Annotated in this window: 16 protein-coding genes; 7 read left to right on the top strand and 9 right to left on the bottom strand. The window is 70.9% G+C overall.

Going from position 1 to position 16,518, the window contains the following annotated elements:
• Both nadA and ACILRH_RS15790 read right to left on the bottom strand, forming a co-directional pair.
• Nucleotides 1-1,173 (bottom strand): quinolinate synthase NadA, encoded by a 1,173-nt coding sequence (gene nadA / locus ACILRH_RS15795; protein WP_395694842.1) that lies wholly within the window; start codon nt 1,171-1,173, stop codon nt 1-3.
• A 33-nt stretch (nt 1,174-1,206) separates the two neighbouring features.
• The gene (locus ACILRH_RS15790) at nt 1,207-2,088 is read right to left on the bottom strand and encodes a GNAT family N-acetyltransferase (RefSeq protein WP_395694841.1); all 882 of its coding nucleotides are present in this window, start codon (nt 2,086-2,088) and stop codon (nt 1,207-1,209) included.
• Nucleotides 2,089-2,123: 35 nt separating this feature from the next.
• Here ACILRH_RS15790 and ACILRH_RS15785 point away from each other — a divergent pair, with 35 nt between their 5' ends.
• Both ACILRH_RS15785 and erpA read left to right on the top strand, forming a co-directional pair.
• Complete coding sequence (locus ACILRH_RS15785) at nt 2,124-3,206, top strand: glycerate kinase (RefSeq protein ID WP_395694839.1); 1,083 nt, start codon at nt 2,124-2,126, stop codon at nt 3,204-3,206.
• Nucleotides 3,207-3,266: 60 nt separating this feature from the next.
• Nucleotides 3,267-3,629, top strand: a complete 363-nt coding sequence (gene erpA, locus ACILRH_RS15780; RefSeq protein ID WP_395694837.1) for an iron-sulfur cluster insertion protein ErpA — start codon at nt 3,267-3,269, stop codon at nt 3,627-3,629.
• A 309-nt stretch (nt 3,630-3,938) separates the two neighbouring features.
• Here the strand turns inward: erpA and ACILRH_RS15775 are convergent, their stop codons facing one another.
• Nucleotides 3,939-4,124 carry a hypothetical protein gene (locus ACILRH_RS15775; RefSeq protein ID WP_395694836.1) on the bottom strand — a complete coding sequence of 62 codons (186 nt, stop codon included), beginning with the start codon at nt 4,122-4,124 and terminating at the stop codon, nt 3,939-3,941.
• A 63-nt stretch (nt 4,125-4,187) separates the two neighbouring features.
• Between ACILRH_RS15775 and ACILRH_RS15770 the strand changes: the two genes are divergently transcribed.
• Nucleotides 4,188-5,171 (top strand): carbohydrate kinase family protein, encoded by a 984-nt coding sequence (locus ACILRH_RS15770; RefSeq protein WP_395694834.1) that lies wholly within the window; start codon nt 4,188-4,190, stop codon nt 5,169-5,171.
• A gap of 26 nt (nt 5,172-5,197) precedes the next feature.
• Here ACILRH_RS15770 and ACILRH_RS15765 read toward each other — a convergent pair whose 3' ends face one another.
• Both ACILRH_RS15765 and ACILRH_RS15760 read right to left on the bottom strand, forming a co-directional pair.
• Nucleotides 5,198-5,446 (bottom strand): sulfurtransferase TusA family protein, encoded by a 249-nt coding sequence (locus ACILRH_RS15765; RefSeq protein WP_395694832.1) that lies wholly within the window; start codon nt 5,444-5,446, stop codon nt 5,198-5,200.
• Nucleotides 5,443-6,537 (bottom strand): cysteine desulfurase family protein, encoded by a 1,095-nt coding sequence (locus ACILRH_RS15760; RefSeq protein ID WP_395694830.1) that lies wholly within the window; start codon nt 6,535-6,537, stop codon nt 5,443-5,445. Before ACILRH_RS15760 ends, ACILRH_RS15765 begins: the two co-directional genes overlap by 4 nt.
• A 135-nt stretch (nt 6,538-6,672) precedes the next feature.
• Between ACILRH_RS15760 and coxB the strand changes: the two genes are divergently transcribed.
• The 4 genes from coxB to ACILRH_RS15740 all read left to right on the top strand — a co-directional run bounded on the left by coxB (nt 6,673) and on the right by ACILRH_RS15740 (nt 11,038).
• Nucleotides 6,673-7,569, top strand: a complete 897-nt coding sequence (gene coxB, locus ACILRH_RS15755; protein WP_395694829.1) for a cytochrome c oxidase subunit II — start codon at nt 6,673-6,675, stop codon at nt 7,567-7,569.
• The gene (gene ctaD, locus ACILRH_RS15750) at nt 7,566-9,314 is read left to right on the top strand and encodes a cytochrome c oxidase subunit I (protein WP_395694827.1); all 1,749 of its coding nucleotides are present in this window, start codon (nt 7,566-7,568) and stop codon (nt 9,312-9,314) included. The genes coxB and ctaD overlap by 4 nt, the downstream gene beginning before the upstream one ends.
• Complete coding sequence (locus ACILRH_RS15745) at nt 9,314-9,712, top strand: cytochrome c oxidase subunit 4 (protein WP_395694825.1); 399 nt, start codon at nt 9,314-9,316, stop codon at nt 9,710-9,712. The genes ctaD and ACILRH_RS15745 overlap by 1 nt, the downstream gene beginning before the upstream one ends.
• A 99-nt stretch (nt 9,713-9,811) precedes the next feature.
• Nucleotides 9,812-11,038, top strand: coding sequence for an Ig-like domain-containing protein (locus ACILRH_RS15740; RefSeq protein ID WP_395694823.1), 1,227 nt, complete (start codon nt 9,812-9,814; stop codon nt 11,036-11,038).
• Between the two features lie 163 nt (nt 11,039-11,201).
• Here the strand turns inward: ACILRH_RS15740 and ACILRH_RS15735 are convergent, their stop codons facing one another.
• The 4 genes from ACILRH_RS15735 to ACILRH_RS15720 all read right to left on the bottom strand — a co-directional run bounded on the left by ACILRH_RS15735 (nt 11,202) and on the right by ACILRH_RS15720 (nt 16,506).
• Entirely contained in the window at nt 11,202-12,377 is a 1,176-nt protein-coding gene (locus tag ACILRH_RS15735) for a helix-turn-helix domain-containing protein (RefSeq protein ID WP_395694821.1), read from the bottom strand.
• 438 nt (nt 12,378-12,815) lie between these two features.
• Nucleotides 12,816-14,573 (bottom strand): cytochrome bc complex cytochrome b subunit, encoded by a 1,758-nt coding sequence (locus tag ACILRH_RS15730; RefSeq protein WP_407077017.1) that lies wholly within the window; start codon nt 14,571-14,573, stop codon nt 12,816-12,818.
• Nucleotides 14,570-15,640, bottom strand: coding sequence for a Rieske 2Fe-2S domain-containing protein (locus ACILRH_RS15725; protein ID WP_395694818.1), 1,071 nt, complete (start codon nt 15,638-15,640; stop codon nt 14,570-14,572). Before ACILRH_RS15725 ends, ACILRH_RS15730 begins: the two co-directional genes overlap by 4 nt.
• A complete protein-coding gene (locus ACILRH_RS15720) occupies nt 15,637-16,506 on the bottom strand; it encodes a c-type cytochrome (RefSeq protein WP_395694816.1) in 870 nt (289 codons plus the stop codon). The genes ACILRH_RS15725 and ACILRH_RS15720 overlap by 4 nt, the downstream gene beginning before the upstream one ends.
• Between the last annotated feature and the right edge of the window lie 12 nt (nt 16,507-16,518).

The raw sequence follows: 16,518 nt of genomic DNA, 5'->3' as shown, positions 1-16,518 counted from the left end.
TCAGTCGCGGGCGGTCTTCCCGGGGAGGGCGAGCATCCGCTCGAGGGCGACCAGGGCCCACCGCTCGGTCTCGGGGTCGACCTCGATCCGGTTGACCACCTGACCGGCGACCAGCGACTCCATCGCCCACACGAAGTGGGGCAGGTCGATGCGGTTCATCGTCGAGCAGTAGCAGACCGTCTTGTCCAGGAACACGATGTGCTTGTCCGGGTGGGCGGCGGCGAGACGCTGCACGAGGTTCAGCTCGGTGCCGATCGCCCAGCTCGACCCGGCCGGCGCCGCCTCGATCGTCTTGATGATCAGCTCGGTGGAGCCGACGACGTCGGCCTTGAGCACGACCTCGTGACGGCACTCGGGGTGCACCAGGACGTTGATCCCCGGGATCTCCGCGCGCAGCTCGTCGACCACCTCGGGGCTGAACCGGCCGTGCACCGAGCAGTGGCCCTTCCACAGGATCATCCGGGCGTCGCGCAGCTGCTCGGTGGTCAGGCCGCCGTTCGGGCGGTGCGGGTCCCAGACCACGCAGTCGTCGAGCGAGAGCCCCATCTGCAGCACCGCCGTGTTGCGGCCCAGGTGCTGGTCGGGCAGGAAGAGGACCTTGGCGTCCGGCTTCTGGTCGAACGCCCAGGCCAACGCCACCTCGGCGTTGCTGGAGGTGCACACGACGCCGCCGTTGCGACCGCAGAAGGCCTTGATGTCGGCCGAGGAGTTCATGTAGGTCACCGGCACGACGCTCTCGGCGACGCCGGCCTCGGCCATGGCCTGCCACGCCAGCTCGACCTGGGTGAGCCGCGCCATGTCGGCCATCGAGCAGCCGGCGGCGAGGTCGGGCAGCACGACCTGCTGGGCGGGGCTGGTCAGGATGTCGGCGGACTCGGCCATGAAGTGCACGCCGCAGAAGACGATGTACTCCGCCTCGGGCCGGGCCGCGGCCTCGCGCGCGAGCTTGAAGGAGTCGCCGGTGACGTCGGCGAACGCGATGACCTCGTCGCGCTGGTAGTGGTGGCCCAGCACGAACACCTTGTCGCCGAGCGCCTCCTTCGCGGCGCGGGCCCGCGCGACCAGGTCGGGGTCGGAGGCGGCGGGCAGGTCGCCCGGGCACTCCACGCCCCGCTCGCTGGAGAGGTCGACGCCACGGCCGAGCGGCAGCAGCGGGAGGTCCACGGTCGTCATGGCGGCCATCCTATTTGTCGAGGTGCTGCGCCTTCACAGCAGCGCACCATGGTGAACGTACGGCGTGGGCGGCTTCATCCCGCGCAGCCCGAGATAGCCCTCCTGGTGCACGTCGAGCCGAGCGGCGACCCCGACGTCGAGGACCCACTGGTTCGCGCCCGTCACATGCGGGACCGTCGCCTGCACGGGGCCGTCGGCCAGCGCGGCCCACAGCAGCCGGGTGGCGGTGCGCCGGTCGGAGGCGGCCAGCAGCCCCAGCCTCCCGCGCTCGTCGACGTAGGCGTACCCGGAGCCGGTCGTGGTGTCCGACACCAGCAGCCGCCAGGTCCGCAGCATCAGCTCGTGGTCGGGGCCGTGGCCGGCACCACGCAGGCGGCGGTCGAGGGAGTCCATCAGCTCGACGTCGCCGGCGCTGCCCTCGCGGACCTTCTCCAGGACGGGGATCGCCGACCGATCGACGCTGCCGGTCAGGTACATCTGCGGGTGCAGGTCGAACCCCGCCTGGCGGTAGAGCCGGGTCGCTCTCGGGTCCGAGGACGCCGAGAGCATGCCGCGCGTGCAGGCCTGTCCGTGCTGCAGCGCGGCAGCCAGCAGCGGCTTGCCGATGCCCCGGCCCTGGTGACCCGGCAGCACGGCGTACGTCGCCAGGCACCACACCACCTCGCGCCGGAACGACGTCGCCATCCCCACCACGCGACCGGCGTCCTCGGCCACCCAGCACCCGCCCGGGTCGGTGCGCACGAGGTGGCTGGTCCGCTCGATCCACACCGCCCGGTGGGCGTCGGTGCGGCGCGACGGCTCGGGGTCGGAGAGCCGGCGGGTGCGGCTGTCGAGCTCGAGGAACCCCTCGTCGCTGACCCGCTCGGCCGCGGGCACGTCGTCGAGGGTCATCGGCCGGATCGTCAGGTCGCCCACGCGGGCGAGCCTAGGCACCCGGCAGGATGGGCCGCATGCGAGTTCTGGTGGCCCCTGACAAGTTCGCGGGCACGCTGACGGCCGTCGAGGCGGCGGAGGCCATCGCGGCCGGCTGGCGGCGGCAGGCGCCGGGCGACGAGCTCGACCTGGCACCGATGGCCGACGGCGGGCCCGGGTTCGTCGACGTGCTCCACGCGGCCCTCGGCGGCGAGCTGCTCGCGGTCACCGTACGGGGCCCGCACGGCCGGCCGACACCGGCCGCCGTGCTGCTGGTCGGCACGACCGCCTACGTCGAGGCCGCGCAGGCGTGCGGGCTCCACCTCACCGGTCGGGAGCGGCCCGAGGAGGCCACGACGTACGGCGTGGGCGAGCTGCTCCTCGCGTCGGTCGGTGCCGGTGCCACCCGGGTGGTGGTCGGGCTCGGCGGCAGCGGCACGAACGACGGTGGTGCCGGGCTGCTCGCGGCGCTCGGCGCGACCGCGGACCGCCCCCTCGACGGGGGCGTGGCCGCGCTCGCCGGCCTGACGCGGGTCGCCGTGCCGTCGTTCCCCGCCGAGGTGGTCGCCGCCAGCGACGTCGACAACCCGCTGACCGGGCTCTTCGGCGCGACCAAGGAGTTCGGCCCCCAGAAGGGGATCGCCGAGGACCGCCTCCCCGCCGTCGACGGGCTGCTCGAGGAGCTCGCCGCGGCCACCGACCGCCGCCTCGCGCTCGAGAAGGGCGCCGGCGCGGCCGGCGGACTCGGGTTCGCGCTCCTGCTCCTCGGCGGCACCCGCGAGCCGGGCGTCGACCTGGTCGCCGGGGCCGTCCGGCTCCCCGAGCGGGCCCGGGCGGCCGACCTGGTGCTCACCGGCGAGGGGGCGTTCGACTTCTCCAGCCGCGGCGGCAAGGTGCCGTACGGCGTCGCCGCGGTCGCCGGCGAGGCGCTGCGCCCCTGCGTGGTGCTGGCCGGCCGGGTCGACGTCGGGTCGCGGGAGATGCGCGCGCTGGGCGTGGAGTCGGCGTACTCCCTCGTCGAAGCGGTGGGGGAGGAGCGGGCACTGGCCGATCCGGCCGGGGCCCTCGCCGACCTGGCGGCCCGGGTGGCGCGGACCTGGTCGCACGAGGCCCGGGAATAACCCCCTGTGTGCGACCATTGACCCGGAGGAACCACCCCACCGATCACGGGAGAACCGCACATGACCGAGCAGGTCGAGACCAGCACCGAGCGCCGCACGGACTCCATCAACCTGAGCCCGGTGGCCGCTGCGAAGGTGAAGAGCCTCCTCGAGCAGGAGGGCCGCGACGACCTGTCGCTGCGCATCTCGGTGCAGCCGGGTGGCTGCTCGGGCCTGCGCTACCAGCTGTTCTTCGACGAGCGTAGCCTCGACGGTGACGTCGTCACCGACTTCGACGGTGTCGCCGTCGTGGTCGACCGGATGAGCGTCCCCTACCTCAACGGCGCGATGATCGACTTCGTCGACTCGATCGAGAAGCAGGGCTTCACGATCGACAACCCCAACGCGACCGGCTCCTGCGCCTGCGGCGACAGCTTCCACTGAGCGAGGACGCGCCAGCGGACTCGCTGATGGTGGTCGAGCGAGCGCTCTGACTGAGCTTGCGAAGTCAGAAGGCGCGTGTCGAGACCCGGTGACCCGAGAGACAGCCTGACGACCGACAGGCAGCCCGACATGCAGCCCGACGACTGATAGTCGCACGAGACAGACAGACATCACCCCCGGACCCGAGAGGGCGCCGGGGGTGATGTGCGTCTGGGCGGCCGGGGGCCAGCTGCTCGACCACCAGTGGTCGAGGCCCGGTGGTCGAGCAGCGCTCGGGGGAGGGCGTGGTGTCCGGTGACGCGCCCTCGGTCAGCCGTAGATCGCGCGGGCCAGCCGGGCGGCGGCCTCGGGGACCTCGATCTCACCGCGCTTGGCGACCTCGCGGGGCCGGTAGGGAGCCGGCACCCAGCCGAGCGAGGTCAGCACGGCCAGGGCGTCGGTGCCCATCTCGGACGGGGTCGACAGGTCGTCATAGGCGAGGCGCTCGGGGGTCATGGCCTCGACGCTAGGGGCTACCGATTGGTACTCCCAGCGGTACCCATCGGTAGTCTCGCCCGCATGTGCCTGCTGATCGCCGGATCGATCGCGACCGACCACCTGATGACCTTCGGTGGCAAGTTCCGCGACTCCCTCGTCGTCGACCAGCTGGACAAGCTGTCGGTCTCCTTCCTGGTCGACGAGCTCGAGATCCGCCGCGGCGGAGTCGCCGCCAACATGTGCTTCGGGCTGGGTCAGCTCGGCATCCGCCCGGTCCTGGTCGGCGCCGCGGGCGAGGACTTCGCGGAGTACCGGTCCTGGCTCGAGCGGCACGGCGTCGACTGCTCCCACGTGCGCATCTCCGACACCCGTCACACCGCCCGCTTCGTCTGCACCACCGACCCGACCGGCGCGCAGATCGCGTCCTTCTACCCCGGCGCGATGAGCGAGGCCCGGCTGATCGAGCTCGGGCCGATCGTCACCCAGGCCGGCCCGCCGGAGTACGTCCTGATCGGCGCCGACGACCCCGACGGCATGCTGCGGCACACCGAGGAGTGCCGCCAGCGCGGGTACCCCTTCATCGCCGACCCGAGCCAGCAGCTGGCGTTCAGCGACGGCGACCTCATCCGCCGGCTCATCGACGGGGCGGCGCTGCTGTTCTCCAACGAGTACGAGTCGGCGATGATCGAGCAGAAGACCGGCTGGTCGGGTGCGGAGATCCTCGACCGGGTCGGCGTCCAGGTGACCACCCTGGGCAAGGACGGCGTCCGGATCCTGCGCCGCGGCGAGGAGCCGATCGAGCTGCCGGCGGCCAAGGACGTCGCCGCCCTCGAGCCCACCGGGGTCGGCGACGCGTTCCGGGCCGGCTTCCTGGCCGCGCTCTCGTGGGACGTCGGCCTCGAGCGGGCCGCGCAGGTCGGCTGCGTCCTGGCGGCGTACGTCGTCGAGACGGTCGGCACCCAGGAGTACACCTTCACACCGTCGCAGTTCCTCGCCCGGGTCGAGCACTCCTACGGCTCGCTGGCGGCCGACGACGTCGCGCCGCACCTCAAGGCACTGGCCTGACGTCGGTCTGACGCCGGCGGAGCCGGTCAGCTGAGCCGTCGCACCAGGTAGCGGGGCGTCCCGTCGGGGGCGACCTCCTCGCCGGCGTACTCCTGGCCGCGCATGCGGCACCACGCGGGGACGTCGGTGCGCGCCGCCGCGTCGTCGGCGAGCAGGGCGACGAGCCCGCCGACCGGCACCTCGGCGAAGCGGCGGCCCAGCTCGATGACCGGCAGCGGGCACAGCAGCCCCCGGCAGTCGAGCTCGAGGTCTGCTGGCGTGGTCGCCCCGGTCACAGCCCCACCCGGGCCCGCAGCTCCTCGACGACCTCGGGCAGCACCCGCAGGAACGCGTCGACGTCGGCGTCGGTGGTGTCGCGGGTCAGCGACACCCGGACGTTGCCGTGGGTCAGCACGCCCATCGCCTCCAGGACGTGGCTGGGGGTGAGGGTGGACGTGGTGCAGGCCGAGCCGCTGGCCACCCCGAAGCCGCGCCGGTCGAGCTCGGTCACGACCGCCTCGCCGTCGACGTAGAGGCACGAGAAGGTCACCAGGTGGGGGAGCCGGTCGTCGGGGTCGCCGACGACCTCCACGTCCGGGACGGCTGCGGCGCCGGCCCGGATCCGGTCCACCAGGGCGCGCTGACGCGCCGCGACCTCGTCACGCTCCTCGACGACCGCCCGCAGGGCGGCCGCGGCCGCGAGCGCGGCGGGCACGTTCTCGAAGCCCGAGGCCCGCTCGTCGGCACGGTCGTCGTGGGGGAACGGGTTGACCCAGCGGGCTCCCTTGCGCACGACGAGCACGCCCACGCCGGCGGGCCCGCCCCACTTGTGCGCCGACCCCGCGAGCGCGTCCCAGCCGGTGGGCAGCGGCAGGCGCCCCATGGCCGCGCACGCGTCGACGAAGACCGGTACGCCGCCCGCTGCCTCGGCCACGGCCTGGACCGGCTGGACGGTGCCGACCTCGTGGTTGGCCGCCTGGACGGCGACCACTCCGGCGGCACCCGCGAACCCGGCCGGGTCGACCCGCCCCTCCCGGTCGACGGGGACGACGGTCCCTGCGGCGTCCGCCCACCGGACGGCGTGCAGGACGCAGGAGTGCTCGACGGCCGTCCGGGACACCACAGACCCGGGCCGGCGCAGCCCGAGCAGGCCGCGGTGGACGGCGTCGGTGCCGGAGGAGGTGAAGGTGACCTCGTCGGGGCGCACCTGGAGGCACTCCGCGACGACGGCGCGCGCGTTGTCGAGCAGCAGCCGCGCGTCCCGGCCGGGGCCGTGGAGGCGCCGCGGGTCGGCGTACCCGCGCTCGAGCGCGGCGAGCAGGGTCTCCCGGGCGGCCGGGTGCAGCGGCTCGGAGGAGGCGGAGTCGAGGTACCCCACCGTGACCACCGCCCTTCCTCCGGACCGGGGCTACCGCCCCGCGAAACGTGCGGACCCCACCGGGAGGGCAGGGTCCGGTTCCGCTAGTCTTCCGCATATCCGTGTTCGTGCTGAGTTCGTGCTGAGAGAGAGAGGCTCAAGGCGTTGAGTCTGCAACCCCCCAAGCGGCTGCTCCTCCTGGCCGCCGTGGGCATCGGTGTCCTCGGGCTGGGCGGCTGCTCGTCGGAGACCCGCGGCGAGTGGGAGCGGGTGGCCATGCCGGACCCCGCGTCCGAGCAGGGCACCTACATCCTGCACCTGTGGCAGGGCGCCTGGATCGCGGCCCTGGCCGTCGGAGTCCTGGTGTGGGGCCTGATCCTCTACGCGGTCGTGCGGTTCCGCCGGCGCAGCGATGACGAGATCCCGATCCAGACGCGCTACAACCTGCCGCTGGAGATCCTGTACACGATCGCCCCGGTGATCATGGTCATCGTGTTCTTCGCGCACACCGTCAAGACGCAGAACACGGTGCTGGACGACGACACGCCCCCGGGCAACACGATCGAGGTCGTGGGCCAGCAGTGGTCGTGGACCTTCAACTACGGCCTCGGGCAGATGGACAACGCCGCCAACGAGGACGCCACCGACGACCGGTTCCCCTACTCGTCGTACGTCCACGACTCCGGCACCGCCTCGCACATCCCGGACCTCTACCTGCCCGTGGACGTCACCACCCGGTTCAACCTGCACTCGCCCGACGTCATCCACGACCTCGGCGTGCCGGCGTTCCTCATGAAGATGGACGTCATCCCGGGCCGGGTGAACCACTACGCGATCACCCCGACCGAGATCGGCGACTACGCCGGCAAGTGCTACGAGCTCTGCGGCACCTACCACTCGCGGATGCTCTTCAACGTCCACGTCGTCTCCCAGGCCGACTACGACGCCTACCTCAAGGCGCTGGCCGACGCCGGCACGACGACCGACCTGCCGGTGCTCGGCGGCCACTACGCCCGCACGCAGGTCGGCCTCAGCGAGAACATCGAGGGAGAAGCCCAGTGACCGCCACCGCCGCAGCGCCGACCAGCGTCGCCGCGCCTCGCCGTTCGCTCGGGCAGCAGCTCGGCCGGCTGCTCACGACGACCGATCACAAGCTGATCGGCAAGATGTACCTGGTCACGTCGTTCTCGTGGTTCCTGGTCGGCGGCCTGCTGGCGATGCTGATCCGGTCCGAGCTCGCCTACCCGGGCATGCAGATCGTCAACGACGACCTCTACAACCAGCTGTTCACGATGCACGGCCTGATCATGCTGCTGCTCTTCGCGACGCCGCTGTTCTTCGGGTTCGCCAACGTGATCATGCCCCTGCAGATCGGCTCGCCCGACGTCGCCTTCCCGCGGCTGAACATGTTCAGCTACTGGCTGTTCGTCTTCGGCGGCCTGATCGCCGCCTCCGGCTTCCTGACCCCGGGCGGAGCCGCGAGCTTCGGGTGGTTCATGTACACGCCGCTCTCCGACGCCGTGCGCTCACCGGCCGTCGGTGGCGACCTCGGCATCATGGGCCTGTGGATGGCCGGCCTCGGCACCATCCTGGGCGCGGTCAACTTCATCACCACGATCATCTGCATGCGCGCCCCGGGCATGACCATGTTCCGGATGCCGATCTTCGTGTGGAACACGCTGGTCACCAGCCTGCTCGTGCTGATCGCGTTCCCGGTGCTCGCCGGCGCGCTGCTGACCCTCGAGGCCGATCGACTGCTCGGGGCACACGTCTACGACCCCGCCCACGGCGGCCCGATCCTGTGGCAGCACCTGTTCTGGTTCTTCGGCCACCCGGAGGTCTACATCATCGCGCTGCCGTTCTTCGGCATCGTGACCGAGATCCTCCCGGTCTTCAGCCGCAAGCCCGTGTTCGGCTACATCGGCCTGGTCGGCGCCACCCTCGGCATCGCGATCCTCTCGGTCGCGGTGTGGGCCCACCACATGTACGTCACCGGCGCGGTCGACCTGCCCTTCTTCGCGGGCATGACGTTCTTGATCGCGGTGCCGACCGGAGTGAAGTTCTTCAACTGGATAGGCACGATGTGGGGGGGATCTCTGTCCTTCGACACCCCCCTGCTGTGGTCGATCGGCTTCCTGGTGACCTTCCTCTTCGGTGGCCTCACCGGCATCATCCTGGCCAGCCCGCCGCTGGACTTCCACGTGTCGGACTCCTACTTCGTGGTGGCGCACTTCCACTACGTCGTGTTCGGCACGGTGGTGTTCGCGATGTTCGCGGGCTTCTACTACTGGTGGCCGAAGATGACCGGCCGGATGCTCGACGAGCGGCTCGGCAAGCTGCACTTCTGGCTGCTGTTCGTCGGCTTCCACACGACGTTCTTCGTCCAGCACTGGCTCGGCGTCGAGGGCATGCCCCGGCGGTACGCCGACTACCTGCCCGGCGACGGGTTCACCGTCCTCAACCAGGTCTCGACGGTGGGTGCGTTCCTGCTCGCCGCCTCGACGCTGCCGTTCCTCTACAACGTGTGGATCTCGCGCAACGCGCCCCTGGTCAACACCGACGACCCCTGGGGCTGGGGCCGCTCGCTGGAGTGGGCGACCTCCTGCCCGCCGCCGCGCCACAACTTCGTGACGATCCCGCGGATCCGCTCGGAGTCGCCGGCCTTCGACCTGCACCACCCCGAGGTGGCGGCGATCGAGCTGGAGGACAACGAGGCGGCCCGCGACGGTGGCCTGGCGGACGCTCCCGACATGACGGGACGAGCCGACCACATCGACGAGCAGCGCAAGCCGGAGGGTGACGCCTGATGAAGTCCGAGACCTGGATCTTCGCGATCTGCGCGATCTTCTTCGTCCTGGTCGCCCCGGCCTACTGGTTCATCACCGGCGACTGGACGGGCACGTCCGCGCTCACCATGACCGCCCTGCTGGCGATCATGGTGACCATCTACCTCGGTTTCCACGCCGCGAAGATGGACGCGCGCCCCGAGGACCGCAAGGACGGCGAGATCGCCGACGGCGCGGGCGAGCTGGGCTTCTTCCCGCCGTTCTCGTGGTGGCCGCTGTGGTGCGCGATGACGCTGTCGCTGTGCACCTACGCGGTCGCCCTGACCGCCTGGTGGCTGTTGATCATCGGCATCGTCGTGGGCGCGGTGGCGCTCTCGGGCTGGATCTTCGAGTACTACCGAGGCGTCCACGCCCACTGAGTCGCCGAGCGGGGCCGTCGCGCGCGGCGAATCGCTGCGCTGGGTGCCGGCGGTTACGCTGGTGGACGACAACGCACTCGCCACGGGGGAGATCTGAGCATGTCCGACCGACGACTGCGCCTGCGCGCGGCCGCCGCCCTTGCCATCGCTGCCCTGGCCACCGCGGGTCTCACCGCGTGCCAGGCCGACGACCCGAGCCCGGACGCGGGCAGCAGTGCCGCGGACCCCACGTCGTCGGGCTCGGCCTCCACCAGCCCGGACGCCGCGCCGGTCACGGTGAAGGCCAGCGTCCACAAGGGCGCCACCGACGTCCCTGTCGACCAGGTGGTCTCGGTGACCGCGACGGACGGCACCATCTCCGAGGTGCGGCTGGCCTCGACGGAGGGCGCCGAGCTCACGGGTGAGGTCGCCGCCGACGGGTCCTCCTGGACGGCCAGCGACCGGCTCGAGCCGGGCACGTCGTACAAGCTCACGGCCACCGCCGCGGCCAGCGACGGCTCGACGGTCACGAAGAGGACCAAGTTCTCCACCCAGGACCTCACCCTGGACCAGCAGACCTACCCGTCGGTGTCGCCCCTGCGCGGGGAGACCGTCGGCGTCGGCATGCCGGTCATCGTCACCTTCGACGTGCCGGTGACCGACAAGGCGTCGTTCGAGAAGCACATGACCGTGACCTCGACGCCGGCCCAGCCCGGCTCGTGGCACTGGCTCAGCGACACCGAGGCGCACTGGCGCCCCAAGACCTACTGGAAGGCCGGCACGGACGTGCACGTGGCCGTCGACGTCAACAGCGTCAGCGCGGGCAACGGCATCTACGGCCAGGAGGACCGCGACCTCAGCTTCCACGTCGGCGACGCGCACATCTACAAGGTCAACGCCAAGACTGACCAGATGAAGGTGTTCAGCAACGGCAAGCTGCTGCGGACCATCCCGATCACCACCGGCCAGCAGCCGGAGTACACCACCCGCTCGGGCACCAAGGTGATCATCGAGAAGTTCGAGTCGCGCGACATGAACTCCGAGACCGTCGGCATCACCGGTGCGGACGCCTACAACATCAAGGGCGTCAAGTACGCGATGCGGCTGACCTACTCCGGCGAGTTCATTCACGCCGCCCCCTGGTCGGTCTACGCGCAGGGCAACTCCAACGTCTCCCACGGCTGCACCGGCATGAGCACCGACAACGCCGGCTGGCTGTTCGCGATGTCGCGGCGCGGCGACGTGGTCGAGTACACCGGCACCGACCGCCCGATGACCCTCGACAACGGCTACGGCGACTGGAACGAGCCGTACAAGACCTACGCGCAGGGCTCCGCGCTCAGCTGATCCTGGCCACGCGTCCAGCGGACGGTGTTGCTGATCAGGTCGGCTGCCGGAGCAGCTCGACGCCCGGCATCGCCGCTCTGGGACGTCATACGGGGTGGCTGCGCGAGCGACCTGTGATGTCTCAGGACATCGGTAGCACTTATGTCTCAGGACATCGGTAACACTACGGCGCTTGGGGAGGGTTCTTCGGGACGTAGCCGCGGTGGCCGGTGAGGGTGAACTCGGCGATGAGTTGGTCGGTGTCGAAGACCGCGATCTGGCGGTGCTGTCGGATGAGGGTGACCTGGGTGCCGGCGTGGCGGCGGCCGACGCCGAGGAGGTGCTTGTCCACGCCGATGCAGCCGCTGGCGCTGACGGTGGCGGTCTTGATGTGGACTGGCCAGGGGGCGGGCTGGTCGCCGGGTCCGTCGAGGGGTCCCAGCTCGTAGCGTTCGGCCGGGGTCATCCCGTTCAGGTGGGTCTTGCGGCGCCGGGTGTTGTAGTGGTCGCGGTAGGTGTCCAACATGGCCTGGAGGTCCTCCAGGTCGGCGGCCGGGGGTCGTTTCTCCAGCCACTTCTGCACGGTGGCGTGGGCGCGTTCGTTCTTCCCGCAGGTCTGGGGATGGGCCACCGAGCTGGTGATCGGGACCACGCCCAGGACCCGCAGGTTCTCCTCCAGCGGGCTGATCCAGCCCCGCCGGGCGCCGCTGAACGCGGTGCCGTTGTCGGTCAGGAACCGGGCGGGCAGCCCGTAGCGGCTGCTAGCCCACATCACCGCGGCCCACACGTCCACGCTGTTCTCGCTGACCGCGGCCCGCAATGCCAGGTCCAGCCGGGAGCAGTCGTCGCTGACCTGCAAGACCGTCACGGTCCTGCCGTCGGCCAGGACGTAGTCGAAGCCGTCCATCTGCCACATCGTGTTCGGCTGGTCGGCCTCGAACCGGTGCCGCGAGCGGCGGGGGCGACGCTGGGGGACCCGGACGATCTGCCCGCGCCGTTCCAGCACCCGGTTGATCGTGGCCCGCGAGGGCAGCGGCTGGCCCACGACCCACCACTCGGGGTCCTCGGCCCGGTCAGCGAGGTGGAAAGCGATCTGTTCCGCACCGGCATCCCAGCCGCCGTCGTCGAGCTCCTTGCGGGCCCGCACGATCGCGTCCTCGACCGCCGCAGCGACCCTGGTCGGGGACGTCACCGGCCGCCGCGAACGGGGATACAACCCCTCCACGCCCTCCTGCTTGAACCGGGCCAGGTACTTGTAGAACGTCTTGGTCGAGCACCCCAATGCCACGCACTGCGCCGACACGTTGACCGACTCCCCACGAGCAACCTTGGCCACCAACGACGCGAACTCAGGACCCACCGGAACCCCATCTCTGGCCACCGCGGATCAACAACGGCGAACCGATCAGGTGTTACCGATGTCCTGAGACATCTGGTGTTACCGATGTCCTGAGACACGGCAGGCTGCGCGAGCGACCGGCTCGTATGACGTCTCCTGGTGGGCGCCGTGTGCCCCGGGGGAGGTCATACGGGGTGGTTGTGGGAGCGACCGGGTCGTATGACGTCCCGGGGGTGAGCGCCCGGGCCCGTGGGGACGTCATGCGGGTTGGTTGTGGGAGCGACCGGGTCGTATGACGTCCCGGCGCGGGGGAGCGGAACCGGGGGAGCGGAGCCGGGGGGAGGCCGGTGCAGCACCCCGCTGACGCCGCTCGACCTCCCAGACGCCGAGAGGCCCCTCGCCGGACGGTGTCCGGGAGGGGCCTCGGGGTCGTGGCAGTGCCGCTGGCGCGGCGGGCGGTCAGTGCGAGCGGAGGTTCTCGTCCTCGACCAGGTGGTGGCCGTCGAACTGGTGCCCGTCGGCGGCGTGACCCTCGAGCGAGGCCTGGAGCTCGTGCTCGTGCTCCGCGTGGTGGTGGCCCGCCTCGAGCTCCTCAGGCGTCGGCTTCTGCACGTTGTCGGCCCACATGAGCGTCCGAGCCCGGTCGCGCAGCCCGGAGAGGCGGCCCTTGCGGGGCGCGGCCACGCCGTTCTCGTCCACCTCGGGCGTGACCTGGCCGTCGACGACCGGGTCCCGGTCGCGGGCGGCGAGCAGGTAGGCCCGGTCCTCCGGCAGCGGCAGGTGCCGCTCGGAGTAGCCGCCCTCGGGGGACCGCATGATGATGCCGGTCTCGTAGCCGTGCAGCAGCGTCTCGTTGTCCTTGCGCTGCAGCGCGATGCACCAGCGCCGGGTGATGACGAAGGCCAGGATCGGCCCGACGATGACCGCGACCCGCATGAAGTACGTGATCTGGTTGATCGACGCGTGCAGCTTGATCGCGATGATGTCGTTGCCGCCGGCGGCCCAGAAGAGGCCGTACATCGTCATCAGGGCCACCATCACCGCCGTGCGGGTGGGTGCGTTGCGCGGCCGGTAGAGCAGGTGGTGGTCCCGCTTGTCACCGGTCACCCAGGCGTCGATGAAGGGCAGCAGCAGCACGACGGTGAAGGCCAGCACCGGGAGGATCAGGATCGGCAGCATGACGTTCCAGGAGATCGTCACGCCCCAGATGTGGGTCTCCAGGCCGGGCATGATCCGCAGCGCGCCGTCCGGCCAGCCCATGTACCAGTCCGGCTGGGAGCCGGCGGTCACCTTGGACGGGTCGTACGGACCGTACTTCCACACCGGGTTGATCGACAGCAGGGCGCCCAGGAGCGCCGTCACGCCGAACACGATGAAGAAGAAGCCACCGGCCTTGGCGGCGTAGACCGGGAGCATCGGGAAGCCCACGACGTTCTTCTCGGTACGGCCGGGACCGGGCCACTGGGTGTGCTTGTGGTAGACGAGCAGCAGCATGTGGGCGCCGACCAGCGCGAGCAGCAGCCCGGGGATCAGCAGCACGTGGACGGTGTAGAGGCGCGGGATGATCGCCTCGCCCGGGAACTCGCCGTCGAAGAGGAAGAACGACATGTACGTGCCGACGACCGGCGTCGCCTTGATGAAGCCGTCCGCGGCGCGGATGCCGGTGCCGGAGAGCAGGTCGTCGGGCAGCGAGTAGCCGGTGAACCCCTCGAGGGTGCCGAGGATCAGCAGCAGCGAGCCGATCACCCAGTTCAGCTCGCGCGGCTTGCGGTAGGCGCCGGTGAACCACACGCGGAGCAGGTGCACCATCATCGAGGCGACGAACAGCATCGCCGCCCAGTGGTGCATCTGGCGCATCAGCAGGCCGCCGCGGACGTCGAAGGAGATCCGCAGCGTGGAGGCGAACGCCTCCGACATCTGGATGCCGCGCAGCTGCTCGTAGGTGCCGTCGTACGTCGTCTCACCCATGCTCGGGGTGAACCAGAGCGTGAGGAAGACGCCGGTGAGCAGCAGGACGATGAAGCTCCACAGCGCGATCTCGCCGAGCATGAAGGACCAGTGGTCCGGGAAGACCTTGCGCAGGTTCTTCTTCATCGCGGTCGCGAGCCCGAGCCGGTCGTCGGCCCAGGCGGCGGCCGCTCCGACCCGGCTCGGCTTGGACGCCGTGGCCGGCTGGGTGCCGTTGGAGTCGGCGACCTTGGTGGTGTCCATGCTCAGCCACGCTCCCAGAAGCTCGGTCCGACAGGTTCCTTGAAGTCGCTCTGCGCCACAAGGTACCCCTCGGAGTCAACGGCGATCGGCAGCTGTGGCAGCGGCCGGGCCGCCGGACCGAAGACGACCCGGCCGCCATCGGCGAGGTCGAACGTCGACTGGTGGCAGGGGCAGAGCAGGTGGTGGGTGGTCCGCTCGTAGAGCGAGATCGGGCAGCCCACGTGGGTGCAGATCTTGGAGTAGCTGGTGATGCCGTCGACGTTCCAGTTCTCCCGGCCGGGCAGCGGGGTGATCTCCTCGGGCTCCATGCGCACGACGATCACGGCGGCCTTGGACTTCGCGATCTGCAGCACGACGCCCTCGAGCGGCTCCCCGTCAGGACCGCCGTTGTAGAGGGTCTCCGGCTCCGCGTTCACCAGGTCGCCGATCTGCAGGTCGCCGGGGCGGATCGGGGTGGCGACGACATCACGGACGATCCGCACGCCCGGGCCCCAGACCGTGTTCTCCAGGCCGGCGCCGGGGTAGGCGCCCTCCTTGGCCACCTGGCCCGGCGTGGGGCCGAGGTCGCGGAGCATCACGATGGCCGGGATGCCGAGCAGGCCGACCGCACCGAGCAGCGAGTTGCGCACCAGCGGCCGGCGGCCGATCCCGGACTCCTCGAGGCCCGCGTTCAGCGCGGCGATGGTGGCCTCGCGGTCCTCCTGGGAGGAGGAGGCGGGGTGCCGCATCTCGACGAGCTCGTGGTCGGCCATCAGCTTGCGGGCCCACTGGATGGTGCCCAGTCCGATGAAGAGCAGGGCGCCGGCCAGGGTGAGCCCCAGCGCCAGGTGCTGGGCGCCGAGGCCTGCGAACGTGGCGTCGGAGTCGATGCCGAAGTAGGCGGCGACCAGCAGCACCGTGCAGACCGCCGACAGGCCGTACATGGTCGCGACCTGGCGCTCGGCGCGCTTCTCCATCGCCGGGTCGACGTCGGTGGGGCGCCACTCGTGCTCGGGCAGCCCGGTGTTGGGGTAGAGGTCGTCGGTGACGGCCTCGTCCGGCAGGTTGTCGAGCTCGCGGCTCTCGTCGCTCACGCGTCCACCTTCTTCTTGCTCGAGCGAGTGCTGTGGGCGGCGATCCAGACGGCGACGCCGACCAGCCCGCCGATGCCGAGGACCCAGGCCGCCATGCCCTCGGGGACCGGGCCGAGGCCGCCGAGGCCGAAGCCGCCGTAGTTCGGCATCTCGTCCAGCGAGCCGAGGTAGGCGATGACGTCGCGCTTCTCCTCCGGCGACAGGTTGCCGTTGCTGAAGTTCGGCATGTTCTGCGGGCCGGTCAGCAGCGCCTCGTAGATGTACTTGGGCTCCACGCCGCGGATCTTCGGGGCGTAGCCACCGCGCGGCATGGCGCCGCCGGAGCCCTCGAAGTTGTGGCACGCCGTGCAGTTGGTCAAGAAGATCTGACCGCCGCGGGTGATGGCCGCCTGGCGCTCCTCGTCGGACATGCCCTCGAGGCTGTAGTCGCCCTCGTCGGGGATCGCGGGGCCGGGGCCGAGCGAGGCGACGTACGCCGCCAGCGCGGCCGTCTCCTCGTCGTCGAAGGTCCGCGGCTTCTGCGGCGCCTGCGCGCTGGGGTTGGACAGCGGCATCCGGCCGGTGCCGACCTGGAAGTCGACGGCGGCGGCGCCCACGCCCACCAGCGACGGGCCGAGCTGGTTGCCGTCCTCGGTGCGCACGCCCTCGCCGTTCTCTCCGTGGCAGAACGAGCAGCTGACCAGGAAGAGCTCGCGACCCTGGGCGATCTGCTCGTCGCTGGAGATCGTCTCGTCCGCCTGGGCGGGGGAGAACGCGGCGTACAGGCCACCGGTGAGCAGCAACCCGAGCAGCAGCACGACGAGGCCGGCGAGAGGGCCTCTGCGGTGTTTCGAGATCCGACCCGCCGAGCGGTTCAGGAGTCGCACATTCAGTCCTTC

The sequence above is a fragment of the Nocardioides sp. genome (assembly GCF_044226765.1).
GTDB lineage: Bacteria > Actinomycetota > Actinomycetes > Propionibacteriales > Nocardioidaceae > Nocardioides.
Note: the sequence above shows the minus strand (reverse complement) of the source record. Positions and strands in the feature narration are given on the sequence as shown.

Excerpts from the sequence above, each read along its gene's own strand:
- nadA (WP_395694842.1), bottom strand. The coding sequence starts at position 1,173 with ATGACGACCGTGGACCTCCCGCTGCTGCCGCTCGGCCGTGGCGTCGAC.
- ACILRH_RS15785 (WP_395694839.1), top strand. The coding sequence starts at position 2,124 with ATGCGAGTTCTGGTGGCCCCTGACAAGTTCGCGGGCACGCTGACGGCC.
- erpA (WP_395694837.1), top strand. The coding sequence starts at position 3,267 with ATGACCGAGCAGGTCGAGACCAGCACCGAGCGCCGCACGGACTCCATC.
- ACILRH_RS15775 (WP_395694836.1), bottom strand. The coding sequence starts at position 4,124 with ATGACCCCCGAGCGCCTCGCCTATGACGACCTGTCGACCCCGTCCGAG.
- ACILRH_RS15770 (WP_395694834.1), top strand. The coding sequence starts at position 4,188 with ATGTGCCTGCTGATCGCCGGATCGATCGCGACCGACCACCTGATGACC.
- ACILRH_RS15745 (WP_395694825.1), top strand. The coding sequence starts at position 9,314 with ATGAAGTCCGAGACCTGGATCTTCGCGATCTGCGCGATCTTCTTCGTC.
- ACILRH_RS15740 (WP_395694823.1), top strand. The coding sequence starts at position 9,812 with ATGTCCGACCGACGACTGCGCCTGCGCGCGGCCGCCGCCCTTGCCATC.